This window comes from Nocardiopsis halophila DSM 44494, from assembly GCF_000341245.1.
GTDB classification, from domain to species: Bacteria; Actinomycetota; Actinomycetes; order Streptosporangiales; family Streptosporangiaceae; genus Nocardiopsis_A; species Nocardiopsis_A halophila.
In genome coordinates this window covers 24,841-36,931 of sequence record NZ_ANAD01000043.1, presented here as the reverse complement: position 1 = coordinate 36,931, position 12,091 = coordinate 24,841, and the positions used below count along the sequence as shown (strand labels likewise).

The 12,091-nt window shown below is 74.7% G+C and carries 10 protein-coding genes and 1 pseudogene; 4 read left to right on the top strand and 7 right to left on the bottom strand.

Features of this window, described 5'->3' with window-relative positions:
* Positions 1-828, bottom strand: an 828-nt coding sequence (locus tag D450_RS29500; RefSeq protein WP_017537613.1) for an AMP-binding protein, incomplete at its 3' end; no start/stop codon positions are given.
* Between the two features lie 538 nt (positions 829-1,366).
* On the opposite strand from D450_RS29500, the gene D450_RS0105185 reads away from it, so the two are divergent.
* The gene (locus tag D450_RS0105185) at positions 1,367-2,584 is read left to right on the top strand and encodes an FAD-dependent oxidoreductase (protein ID WP_017537612.1); all 1,218 of its coding nucleotides are present in this window, start codon (positions 1,367-1,369) and stop codon (positions 2,582-2,584) included.
* A gap of 95 nt (positions 2,585-2,679) precedes the next feature.
* Here D450_RS0105185 and D450_RS0105180 read toward each other — a convergent pair whose 3' ends face one another.
* From D450_RS0105180 to D450_RS0105165, 4 genes and pseudogenes are all read right to left on the bottom strand, one after another.
* Positions 2,680-3,204 (bottom strand): RICIN domain-containing protein, encoded by a 525-nt coding sequence (locus tag D450_RS0105180; protein WP_017537611.1) that lies wholly within the window; start codon positions 3,202-3,204, stop codon positions 2,680-2,682.
* Between the two features lie 607 nt (positions 3,205-3,811).
* Positions 3,812-4,495: an ABC transporter ATP-binding protein gene (locus D450_RS0105175; protein ID WP_017537610.1), complete on the bottom strand. Its 684-nt coding sequence runs from the start codon at positions 4,493-4,495 to the stop codon at positions 3,812-3,814.
* Positions 4,492-5,597: pseudogene (locus D450_RS29495) on the bottom strand (ABC transporter permease). Before D450_RS29495 ends, D450_RS0105175 begins: the two are co-directional and overlap by 4 nt.
* 193 nt (positions 5,598-5,790) lie before the next feature.
* The gene (locus D450_RS0105165; protein ID WP_017537609.1) at positions 5,791-6,084 is read right to left on the bottom strand and encodes a putative quinol monooxygenase; all 294 of its coding nucleotides are present in this window, start codon (positions 6,082-6,084) and stop codon (positions 5,791-5,793) included.
* Between the two features lie 181 nt (positions 6,085-6,265).
* On the opposite strand from D450_RS0105165, the gene D450_RS0105160 reads away from it, so the two are divergent.
* The 3 genes from D450_RS0105160 (at position 6,266) to D450_RS0105150 (ending at position 9,477) form a co-directional block, all read left to right on the top strand.
* The gene (locus D450_RS0105160) at positions 6,266-7,507 is read left to right on the top strand and encodes a sensor histidine kinase (protein WP_026128393.1); all 1,242 of its coding nucleotides are present in this window, start codon (positions 6,266-6,268) and stop codon (positions 7,505-7,507) included.
* The gene (locus tag D450_RS0105155; protein WP_017537607.1) at positions 7,504-8,145 is read left to right on the top strand and encodes a response regulator; all 642 of its coding nucleotides are present in this window, start codon (positions 7,504-7,506) and stop codon (positions 8,143-8,145) included. The genes D450_RS0105160 and D450_RS0105155 overlap by 4 nt, the downstream gene beginning before the upstream one ends.
* A 90-nt stretch (positions 8,146-8,235) precedes the next feature.
* Positions 8,236-9,477, top strand: coding sequence for an FAD-dependent oxidoreductase (locus tag D450_RS0105150; protein ID WP_083932544.1), 1,242 nt, complete (start codon positions 8,236-8,238; stop codon positions 9,475-9,477).
* A 100-nt stretch (positions 9,478-9,577) separates the two neighbouring features.
* Here D450_RS0105150 and D450_RS0105145 read toward each other — a convergent pair whose 3' ends face one another.
* On the bottom strand, positions 9,578-10,969 hold the full coding sequence (locus tag D450_RS0105145; RefSeq protein WP_017537605.1) for a condensation domain-containing protein: 1,392 nt from the start codon (positions 10,967-10,969) through the stop codon (positions 9,578-9,580).
* Positions 10,970-11,478: 509 nt separating this feature from the next.
* Positions 11,479-12,081, bottom strand: coding sequence for a CGNR zinc finger domain-containing protein (locus D450_RS0105140; protein ID WP_241483065.1), 603 nt, complete (start codon positions 12,079-12,081; stop codon positions 11,479-11,481).
* Positions 12,082-12,091 lie beyond the last annotated feature (10 nt).

The window sequence follows — 12,091 nt, the reverse complement described above, 5'->3', positions numbered from 1 at the left end:
GGTGCTGGCGTACATCCGCCCCTTCGAGAAGGGGCCGGGGCCGGGTTCGGCGGCCAGCCCCTTCAGGTTGGCGAAGTCGATCGGCAGGCCTTCGACCATCGTGGGACGGTGCTCGCGCAGGAGCGGTCCGGCGGTCTCGGGGGCGCTGGAGCTCATCACCAGGACTTTGGCCGGAGAAAGGCTCAGCACCGAATAGATCCAGGTGAATGCGCGGGCGTGCACGAACGGCATGAAAACGGCGACGGTGTCGTCGGGCCGGAAGGTGATCACGGGAAGCCGGTTGGTCTCCAGCCGCGCCATCTGCCCCTGGAGTTTTTCGGGGGTGTACATGATGAGCTTGGGAACGCCGGTGGTCCCGGAGGTGTGGGTGAGCATCATGAGCTCGTCGTCGCGGCGCGGATTCGGCGCCGGTTCGGAGGCGCCGGAGAAATCGGCGAAGTCCAGCGCCCCGGGAACCCCCGGGTCCACGCTCAGAGTGCGTTCGGCGAATTCGGTGAGCGGTTTCTCCGCGCCGCCGCCCGCGGTGAGCAGGCGCCGCCCGGAGACCAGCAGGCGCGGCTCGGTGCGGCGGAGCAGCGCCCGGACCGCCTCGCCGGGCAGCCCGCCCGAGAGCATCACCGGCACCGCCCCGATCCGGATCGCGGCCGCCGCGAGCAGCAGGCAGTCCAGGTGGTCGTCCTTGTGGACGGCGATCCGGTCGCCGCGCCCGGCCCCCGCCTCGTGCAGGGCCCCGGCGGCCCTGCGGACGCACCGCGCCAGCTCGTGGACCTCCAGTACGGTGCCGGCCTCGGGGGCGATGTCGAGGGGGCGGTCGAGGCGGAAGATCATCGGTCGGCCGCCCGAGTGCGCCCGATGGTCGAAAAGTCGCCCGACGCTCGTTTTCCAGAGCCGATCCCTGCGCATCCGTCCTCCCGTTCGCCGTCGCGGCCCGCAATACCGGCCGCCGTTCCGTTCCCTGCGAATTCCCCGCGCCGAAGGCGCGCTTCCACCCGGCCGTTCGCGCGCGAATCATCGATGGGGCCCGTTCCGGGCAGGCGAGGGGCGCCGCTCCGTTTCCCGGATATTCCGGAACGGAACGCGCATGCGGGCCGCGGCCAACGCAACCAATAGCGCGGGGGCGGGTCAAGGGTCTTCAGGGCCGGAGAACTCCGGGCGCCGGGAGCGCCGTTTCGCGTGATCTTCCCGGCGACCGCGGTCGGGCTCCTCCCTGCGCCGTTCCCGCCCCCTGGTCCCGGGTACACCCGGCCGCCCGGGGCGCACGCGTGCCGGCTGGCCGCATCCGGTCACCCCTCCGCCGTCCCCTGTCGTTCGACGACACCGTCTAGTACTACTGATTGTCGTACTACTCGATGTCGAGGATGGAGTCATGCGGGTTCTCATCAGCGGGGGCGGGATCGCGGGGCTGGCGGCGGCGCGGGCGCTGCTCGACGCGGGGCACCATGTCACCGTCCTGGAACGCGCCCCCGGTCTGCGCGACGGCGGGTGCGCGGTCGTCCTGTGGCCCAACGGCACCGCGATCCTGCGCGGGCTGGGCGTCGGCACCTCCGGCGACGAACGGCCCCTGCCCGGGGTCGCGGTGCGCAGCTCCACCGGGCGGCCGGCGATGACGGTCTCCCTGGCCGGACTCGAAGCCGCCTACGGCGCACCGGCCGTCGCGGTGACGCGCCGCTCGCTGGTCGCCCGCCTGGCCGAAGGGGTGCCCGCGGACCGGATCCGCTTCGGCGCCCGCGTGACCGGGGTCCGCGAAGGGGGCGGCCAGGTCTCGGTGCGGACCGAGGACGGCCGGGAGTTCACCGGCGACCTGCTGGTCGGGGCCGACGGGGTGAACTCGGCCGTGCGCGGCCACGTGGTCGGGGACGGCCCCGGGCTGCGCGCCCGGCCGACCGGCGCGGCCACCTGGCAGGGCCTGGTCCCCGCCCCCTTCGACCCGGGGCCGCGGTTCACCATGTTCCTGGGGCGCGAGGGCAGCGTCGGGATGAGCCCGGTGGCCGGCGGCCTGATGCAGTGGCTCATCGACACCGAGTGGCCCGCCGGCCCGGCGCACGACGACCCCGGGCGCGCGCTTCCGCTGCTGCGCGAGCGCTACTCCTCGTGGGCGCCCCAGGTGCACGGGCTCCTGGACGCGCTCACCGAGCAGGACCTGGCCCTGTTCCCGCACCGGCGCCACGACCCGCCGCTGTGCTGGCGGAAGGGCCGGTGCGCCCTGATCGGCGACGCGGCCCACGCGATGCCGCCCATCCTGGCCCAGGGGGTGGGCCAGGCGCTGGAGGACGTTGCGGCGCTCAGGGACGCGCTGGAGGGGGCCGTCCGCGCGTCCGGGGCGGACGGTGCCCCGGACCTGGGCGCGGCGCTGGGCGCCTACGAGCGGGCGCGGAACACCCGGGCGGTCAAGGCGGGCGACGGCGCGACCGGCAGCATCGCCACCTCCGGCCCCCGGACGCTGCTGCAGACCGACACGATGATGCGCCTGGCCCGCCTGATCCCGCGGCGGGCGCCGACGGCGATGTTCGAGCGGATCCTGGGCGGCGTCGCCCATGACCCCCGGGGGGCCCGGCCGGACGTCGGCCGATCCGCCGCCCGCTGACCGGGAGGCGCCCCTGACCGCCCTTCGGCGCCGAACGGTCGGGGCCCGCCCCGGGCCTCCCGGGGCGGGCCTGTAGAGCCGGATCGGTCGACGCCTTAGAGCGCCTCGAAGGCCCACCGGTAGCCGGAGTCGGCGAAGCTGCGGTAGCCGAGCTTGAGGAACGACCCGTTCCAGGCGGGGTTCTCCAGGGTCACGCCCAGGCGCGTGTTGCGCACGGGCACGATCTGGTGCGCGTTGTCGACGTAGGGCAGCAGCCACTCCTGGCGGTCCCGCCCCGTGCAGCCGGTCTGCTCGACCCGCTGGCCGACCGCGGGCAGGCCGTTCTTGGGCTCCAGGCACAGGTTGCTGTACAGGTTGCGGATCTCGTAGGTGGGGTGCCCGTCCACCGAGCCGGTGCGGGTCAGCTCCCAGTCCATGCCCCGGTGGTCGGCCGGCCAGACCCGCACGTCGACGCGGGTGGCCGCGCCGGCGTAGGGGACCATCCGCGCCTCGTTGGGCTCGAACCGGATCTGGTAGTCGGTCCCCTGGGCCGGCGGGGCGGGGGCCGCGGAGGCGGGGAGCGCGATGCCCAGCACGGCGGCGGTGACGAAGGAGAGGAGGACGGCGGCGGAGGCGGTCATATGATGCCTGATCATAGAATTCCCGTCGCATTCGGGGGTGCGGAAAGGGCGGATCCGCCCGTAAGGCGCGAGTCCGCCCGACGCGAAAAAGCGTTGCACGGCCGATGCGGAGGCGACAAGGAATTCGCCGCCGTTCGGGGCGCCACGGGAACCGGGCGGGCGCCCGTAAAAACCTCTCCCGCCGCCCTCCCTCCTTCCCCGCGCCGTCCATGACGCCCGCTTTTCCGCAGGTGGCGAGCGACATCGACGCCTCCTCCCTTTCCTTCCACTCTGTGGACGAAACAGCGCGGGCGTCCGGATATCGGGTCTCCGCAAGGGTGCCCATAGAAGGTCTGCCCCCCAGAGGTAAGGTGCGGCGCATTCCGGTTCGACATGGCGGACATGCGTCCTCATCGCCGCCATTCCGGGCATGCCCTCCATTTTCTCTTTTCGGTGGGGCGCGGGCGGCCGACGGGGTCGGCGCCCCTCCCCGTGCCGAGCCCTGTTCCCGGCCCTTGTCCCGGCTCTTCGGCCGGAGCGGCGCCGCCTGGAGCGGCCGCGGAGCTTCCGCGGCTCCACGACCGTGTACACCCCGGGAGCGCCCCCGTCCGAAACCCGCCCCCGGCCCTCACTCGGCCGGGACGGGCAGGCGCAGCCGTCCGTCCGCCATCTCGGCGACCCGGTCGGCCTCGCCCAGGTGCGCACGGTCGTGGGTGACGAGCACCGTGGCGGTGCCCTCCTCGCGGGTCATCCGGGCGATCAGGTCGATCACCGCCGCCCCGCGCTCATGGTCCAGGGCGCTGGTCGGCTCGTCCACCAGCAGCACATTGGGCTCGTTCATCAACGCGCGCGCGATGTTCACCCGCTGGCGCTGGCCCCCGGACAGCTGGTGGGGGCGCCGGTCCGCCTGCCCGGAGAGGCCGACCGCCTCCAGCAGCTCCAGCGCGCGCGGGCGCGCCCTGCGCGGGGACCGGCCGTCGATCTGCGCCATCACCTGCAGCTGCTCGGCCGCCGTCAGCGACGCCGGAAGGTTGGCCTGCTGGAACACGATGCCGATCCGGCGCCTGCGCAGCTCGGCCAGCCGCCGCGCCCCCAGGCCGCGGGTGGCGGTCCCGTCCACGACCACGGTCCCCGAGTCCGGGCGGATCAGGGTGGCCGCCACGGCCAGCAGGCTGGACTTGCCCGATCCCGAGGGGCCCACGACCGCCGTCAGCGTCCCCGCGGGCACCTCCAGCGCCACGCGGTCCAGGGCGGTGAGCCGCCCGTCGCCGTCGGGGTAGGTCAGGGTGACGTCGTTCAGTTCCAGGCTCATCGTGCACTCCCCAAGGCGGTCAGCGGGTCGACGGAGGTGATGCGGCGCACGGACAGGGCGGCTCCCAGCGCACCCAGCGCGACCATGACGGCCGCCGGGGCGAGCACGGTCCCCGGTGCCAGTTCGAAGGGCACGTCCGAGCCCGAGACCAGCGNGGGGGGGCGCCCGCCGTTCCGGCGGCGGTCCCGCCCACCAGCAGCACCAGCGCCTGTCCGAGCGCGTCGCGCAGCAGGGTGGCCGTGGAGGCGCCCAGGGCCTTGAGCACCGCGATGTCGGGGCTGCGCTGGATCGTCCACACGGTGAAGAACGCGCCGATCACCAGCGCCGAGATCGCGAACAGGAACCCCCGCATCAGCTGGAGGGAGCCGTTCTCGGAGGCATAGGAGCCGATGGCCGCAAGGGATTCGTCCTTGCCCACGGTCAGTGTCCCGGCCTGCTCATCGGTATCCGCGATCGCGGCGCCTTCGGCGTCGCCGCCGCTTCCGTCGCCGGTCTCAAGCGCGATCACCGACGCCCTCGGCCCGTCGTCGGTGCCGGTCGGCGGGGCGATGTCCTGCCAGGCGTCCAGGCTCGTCCACACCACGGGGGTGTGGCTGTAGGAGGCGTCCCCTGCCACGGCCGCCACGGTGACCTCGCGCCCCGCCAGCGTGAGGGTGTCGCCCGCCTCCGCGCCGAGGTCCTCGGCGGCGCCCTCGGACAGCACGGCGGAGTCGCCCCGCACCCGGCCCGCCTCGGGCGCGAGGCCTCCCCCAGGGCGCACACCGAATGCCGAGACGGTGGCAGTGTCCCCGTCTCCGGTCTCGGCCTTGGTGGTGGCGATGCCCAGCGGCTCAGCGCTCTGCACGCCGGACGTCCCGGCCCACTCCCGCCACTGGGGCTCGGTGACGACGGAGTCGGCGAAGGAGGGCTCGCCCTCCCCGCCCGGGTCGGCGAAGACGATCCTGTCGGCGGGCAGGCCGGTCACCGCCGAAACGTTCTCCCGCGCCAGGCCCGCCGTGAGCCCCGACAGCATCCCCACCAGCAGGGTGATCAGTACGATCACCGCGCCTATCAGCGCGAAGCGCCCCTTGGCGAACCTGAGGTCCCTCCAGGCGACGAACATCTGCGGCCGTCCCTTCCGATGACGTGTGACAACCCCTCCACTGTCGTCGTGCGGCCCGTTCCCGGGCATCTGGAAGGAGTGGGCTCTCGTCCGTCCGGAGGGCGGAGGGCGATCTCCACCTTTCGACAGATGCCGGCACCGTCCGCACCGGTGGAGAATCACCGGGCCCCTCGCAGGCGAGGGGCCCGTGGAATCAGTCGAACGGAGGCCCGGAGGAGGAGACCTCGTGCTTGAGAACCTCGTCCCTGGTGATCTCGACGGCGGCCGAGGGCGCGGGCGCGACGGCGCGCCACGCCTCCAGGGCCTCGTGCGACTCCCAGGACTCGAAGAGGTTCACCCGCCCCTCCTCCTGGGGGTCCGGCGAGATCGCCAGGTCCAGGCACCCGGGGGCCTTCCTCCCCTCGGCCACGATCGCCTCGACGCCTCGGAGGAACCGGTCCCTGTCCCCCGGATCCACGTACACCTTCCCGGCGACGATGACCGTCATGACGCACGTCCTTCCACTCGTGCCCCCTTGAGCGGCGAACGCTCCCCGGGGCAGGCCGATCGCATTCCGCCCCGAGATGACTCCCCCAAGGCCGCGGACTCATCGCCACCCCGCCGCCCGCCCCACCGCCCGGGGCGCCGTCCCAGGTCAGGGCGCAGCAAGGCGCTAGGGTGAGGTCCTCGTGAACCGCTTGACTCCCACGCTCAGAGTGCTCGCCTGGTGCCTGCACCTCCTGGTCGCCGGGCTCCTGTTGCTGGTCGCGGCCCGGGCCGTGGTGGATGCGCGTGCCGACGCCGCCTGGGTCGCCGCCGCCGCGGCCGCCACCGGGGCGGTGTACGCGGCCGGCCCGCTCGTCCCCGGCATCGGCGCCTCCCGCCGCGCCGCGGCGCTGTGGCTGGCCCTGCTGGGGGTCTGCTGGGCCGCGCTGCTGGTGCTGTCCGCCGAGGCGGTGTGGCTGGCCTTCCCCCTCTACCTCCTCCAGCTGCACCTGCTGCCCCGCTGGGGCGGGCTGGCCGCCGTCGCCGCAACCGCGGCCGCGGCCGTCGCCGGGTTCGCCGTCCACCGGGGCGGGCTCACCCCCGCGGTGGCGCTCGGCCCGGCGCTGGGGGCCGCCGTCGCCGTCGCGGTGGTCTGGAGCTACCAGGCACTGTACCGGGAGAGCGAGAAGCGGCGCCGCCTGATCGAGGAGCTGACCACGACCCGCGCCGACCTGGCGCGCGCCCAGCACACCGCCGGGGTCCTCGCCGAGCGCGAGCGCCTGGCCCGCGAGATCCACGACACCCTGGCCCAGGGGTTCTCCAGCATCCAACTGCTGCTGCGGGCCGCGGAGAAGGCCGTCCCCGACCGCCCCGAGGCGGCCGCCGCCCATGTCCGCCGCGCGCGCCAGGCCGCCGCCGACAACCTCGACGAGGCGCGGCGCCTCGTGGCGGCCCTGACACCGCCGGACCTGGAAGGACGGACCCTGCCCGACGCCCTTGAGCGGCTGTGCGCCACCGTCTCCGAACGGCACCCCCTCTCCGCGCGGTTCCACCTGGCCGGGGAACCGGTCCCGCTGGCGACGGCGCACGAGGTGGCGCTGCTGCGCACCGCCCAGTCGGCGCTGGGCAACACCGTCCGGCACGCACGGGCCGGCACCGCCGATGTCACGCTGCGCTTCACCGGCGCCCCGCACCCCCAGGCCGTCCTGGAGGTCGCCGACGACGGCGACGGCTTCGACACCGGCCCACCGCCCGCCCCCGCCGACGGGGGCGGCGGGTTCGGCCTGGCCGCGATGCGCGCCCGCATGAGCGAGCTGGGCGGCTCCTTCACCGTCGACGCCTCGCCCGGGCACGGCACGACGGTCACCGCCCGGCTGCCCCTGGCCGACCCCGCCGACCGCGGGGCGGCCCCCGAGAACCGGACCGCACCCGAGGAGCGCCCATGAACACCGACCCGGCCCCGGTCCGGCTGCTGCTGGCCGACGACCACCCCGTGGTCCGCTCCGGTCTGCGCGCGGTCCTGGAGACCGAGCCCGGGATCACGGTGGCGGCCGAGGCCGGCACCGCCGAGGAGGCCGTCGCCCGCGCCGCCGAAGGCGGCATCGACGTCGTCCTGATGGACCTGCGCTTCGGCGGCGGCATGGGCGGGGCCGAGGCCACCGCCGCGATCACCGCGCGCGCGGGCGCCCCGCGGGTCCTGGTCGTCACCACCTACGATTCGGACGCCGACACCCTGCCCGCCATCGAGGCCGGGGCCACCGGCTACCTGCTCAAGGACGCCCCGCCCGAGGAGCTGGCGGCCGCCGTGCGCAGCGCGGCGGCCGGGCGCACCACCCTGGCCCCCTCGGTCGCGGACCGCCTGATGACCCGGCTGCGCACGCGGGGCAACGCGCTCACCCGACGGGAGATCGAGGTCCTGGGGCTGGTCGCCGAAGGGCTGTCCAACCTGGCGATCGGTGAGCGGCTGCACCTGACCGAAGGGACCGTCAAGTCCCACCTGGCGCACGTCTACACCAAGCTCGGAGTGGACTCGCGCACGGCCGCCGTGGCCGCCGCGGCCGATCTCGGCTACATCCGGCGCTGAGGACACGACCACCGCGGCCGCGGGGTAGGTAGGGCCCGAGAACGCATCGGCCCCGCACGGGCGGGACCACGGCTCGACCATTGGAGTCCCATGGGCGCATCGGCCGGTAAACGCGAGACGACGACGTGCGCGGTGGTCGGCGGGGGGCCGGCCGGAATGGTCCTGGCCCTGCTGCTGGCCAGGGCGGGCGTGGACGTGACGGTCCTGGAGAAGCACGGCGACTTCCTACGCGACTTCCGCGGGGACACCGTGCACCCCTCCACCCTGAACCTGCTGGACGAGCTGGGACTGTGGCGGCGCTTCTCCGAGATCCCGCAGAGCAGGGTCGAACAGGCGGTCTTCCCGGTCGGCGACTCGGAGACGGTCACCGTCGCCGACCTGCGGCGCCTGCGCGTCCCCCACCCCTACATCGCCATGGTCCCGCAGTGGGACCTGCTCAACCTGCTGGCCGAGTCCGCCGCCGAGGAGCCCTCGTTCACCCTGCGGATGAAGACCGAGGCCACCGGCATCATCCGCGAGCGCGGTGCGGTCCGCGGCGTGCGCACCAGCGGCCCCGACGGGGACGGCGAGCTGCGCGCCGACCTGGTGGTGGCCTGCGACGGCCGGGACTCCGGGCTGCGGCGCGCGGCCGGGCTGGCCACGCGGGAGCTGCCGGTGGACATCGACGCCTGGTGGTTCCGCCTGCCCGGGGACGTGTGGACCGGGGAGGCGCTCAGCCCGCGGCTGGAGAAGGGGCGCATGCTGGTGGTGATCCCGCGCGAGGGCTATCTGCAGATCGCCTACCTGGGCCCCAAGGGCACCGACTTCCAGCTGCGCGAGCGCGGCATCGAGGCCTTCCGCGCGGACGTGGCCCGGCTGCTGCCCGACGCCGCCGACCGGGTGGGCGCGCTGCGCTCGATGGACGACGTGAAGCACCTGGACGTCCAGGTCGACCGGTTGCCGGTGTGGTACCGGCGGGGCCTGCTGTGCATCGGGGACGCCGCGCACGCCATGTCGCCGGTGGGCGGGGTGGGCATCAACCTGGCCGTGCAGGACGCGGTGGCGGCGGCCACGCGGCTGGCCGGGCCGCTCAAGCGCAGGCGGGTGTCGGTGGGCGACCTGATGGCGGTGCAGCGGCGCCGGTGGCTGCCCACGGTCGTGACGCAGGGCATGCAGCTGGGGATGCACCGGGGCGCGCTGGACCCGGTGCTGCGCGCAGAGCGGGACGGGCCGCCGGCCGTCCCGCTCGCGGTGCTCAGGCACTTCCCCCCGGCCTCGGCGGTCCTGGCCTACGCGATCGGCCTGGGCGTACGCCCCGAACACGCCCCCGGATTCGCCCGCAGGCAGGGCTGAGGCCGTCGGGGACGCCATCCCCGGCAGGCGGCGCCGGAAGGGCGGGGCGTCCGCTCCGGCCCGCTTGCCGGGCGGCCGACGGCGGGGGCCGGGGCGGGGGTCAGAACTCGCCGCTGTCGGCCAGGCCCGCCAGCACCCCGGTCAGGGTGGCGGTGAGCGAGGCCTTGGTGCTGTGGGCCTGCGGGGTGTCGGCGTAGATCGCGTTGACGTACATGCCGGTCTCGTTGCGGTGGAACCAGAAGCAGATGCCGTTGCTGTGCGAGGCCCAGATGTGCTTGCGGGCCTGCAGAGCGTGCTGCCTCTCGCCGCCGGGGCTGCGGCGGAAGTCCAGGTAGGAGAAGAAGTTCACCGCGTACGGCCAGGAGCGCAGGTCGGCGTATTCGGGCGCGAGCAGCCGCCAGGCCTTGACGAAGGGCACGTCACCGCGCTCCCGGATGGCACCGGCGGCGTCCCGCACCCCGGACATCACCTGCGCGAAGCCGGCCCCGGCCGGCACCGGGAACTCGATGGGCACGGTGTTGACGAACCAGCCCATCGCCTCGGCGTACCGGCCGCGCCCCCGGTCGCTGAGCGGCATCAGGCCGCGGTAGACCTCGGGGCCGCCCTCGCGGCGCAGCGCCTCGCCCACCGCGGCGAGCACCCCCATGAACACCTTGCCGTCGGCCTTGCGGCAGTGCGCCTCGAAGGCCTCGGCCTCCGCGCCGGTCAGGAGCGCGTCGGTGTCGTTGACGGTGCCGTACATCTCGCCCGGCTCGACGCCCAGGTCGAGCGGGAAGGCGGGGAAGAACCCGCCGTTGCTCCGCATGAACGCCTTCCAGGGGTCCAGGCGGGGGTCGTCGGCGCCGACCGGAGCGTACCGGAGGCGCTGCTCGTGGCCGAAGTCGAGGTAGCTGCCGACCTCGGGCTGCCCGGGCTCCTCGCCGCGGACGGCGGCGGTGTAGGCGGTGGCGATGTCGTTGACCGCGATCGGGGTGGACAGCCCGTCGGAGACCAGGTGGTCGAAGCCGAGGAAGACGGTGGTCGACTCGGGCCGGACGACGGCGCCCATCACCAGCAGCGGCCAGGACAGCGTGTCGATGCGGTGGAAGCAGTCGTCGACGTGGCCGCGGACCCCCTCGCGGGTGGCGACCGGGCCGATGTCGACGGGGTCCAGGACGGCGTCCTCGGCGGCCATCGGCCGGCAGGTCAGGTCGCCGGCGAGGTGGCGGAACTCGCAGCGCAGCACCTCGTGGCGGCGCACGAAGTACAGGAGCGCGGCCTCCAGGGCCGCGCGGTCCGGCGGGCCGGGCAGTTCGAAGGTGCAGGCCACATAGGAGGCCAGTGGGTCGTCGTCGGCGCGGGCGTCCACGGCCGCACTGAAGTGCTTCTCCTGATTGAAGGAGCCGCTCCTGTCGTCCCTCGCGGACGCGCCGGAGGACCGCGAGGGACGCAGCCTCCACTCGATGACGTGTCCGGGAGCGATGTCGAGATCGGTGATCGGGGCCTGAAGCACCGGTGAAAGACCTTTCGGTTGTCGGCGGCCCTCCCGTGGCGCGTGCGGCCGGGCGGGAGATCGGGCGATGCGGGCGCGGGACCCGTGCGCCGCTGGATCCGGTGCGGCGTTTCGGCCTTCCCGAAGGGCGCAAACTCCGCACCGTTTCCATTCGGTCGCTCAAAGCTACATGTCCGGCCCGGGCGCGGTCCGGCGGATTGGCGAGATTGGTGAGCCGTCGCCGCTTTGCGCGTTCGGGGCGCCGGGCCCGGGCGCGGCACCGCGTCGGGATCGGGCAGGGCGCCTCTCGGCGTCCTGCCGAACGAGTCCGGCCGGGTCGTCCGGGGGCGGGGCCGGCCATGGCCGCATCGCTCACCCGGGCCGCAGGAAGCCCGCCTGACGGCAGGGGGACAGGGGCCGCCCCGCATGCACCGTCGCACCCCCTCCCCCGCACGTCGACGGCCCGCCGCGCGCAGGGAAAGCGTCGACGGCGTCCGGCCGTGCGATCCCCCGGGCCGCCTTCCGCAGGGTCACGATGGGCGTGCCTTGCGGGCGCGGTGGTCGGCCACGTTGGCTCGGTTGCCGCACAGGCCCGGCATGCAGTACCGACGGCGGCCCGGCCGGGTCGTGTCGATGAACGCGCCCCGGCACGCCGGCGCGCCGCACGGGCGGAACCGCTCCTCGCCCAGTGCGCGAACGGTGCCCAGGATGCCGACCCCGCAGACCAGCGACAGCGCCTCGGCGATACCCGCCCCCTCCCGGAGCCCGACCGCCCAGCCCGTCCTGCCCGGGTGTGCGGGGTCGCCGACCAGGGCGGCCCCCCGGCCGGACCCGGTCAGCGCGGTGGCGCCGGTGATGAGGCGGCCGCGGCGGGGACGGTCGATCAGTTCGCGCACGGGGCCGCGCAGCTCTCGGACCGCGTACAGCTCGGCGGCCCCCGCGCGGCGTGCCAGGCCGGCCAGGGCCTCTCCGGTGCCGGGGCGGGCCGACCGGCCGCCGTGCAGGTCGGCGAAGGCGACGAGGGCGGCGGTGTCGGGCAGCCGGTCGTCGCCCCGCCAGACCTCGGCGGTGGTGTTGACGAGTCCGGTGGCGACCCCGGCCGCCCACGCGTAGTCGTCCAGCGCCACTTGCATTCCGTGCAGA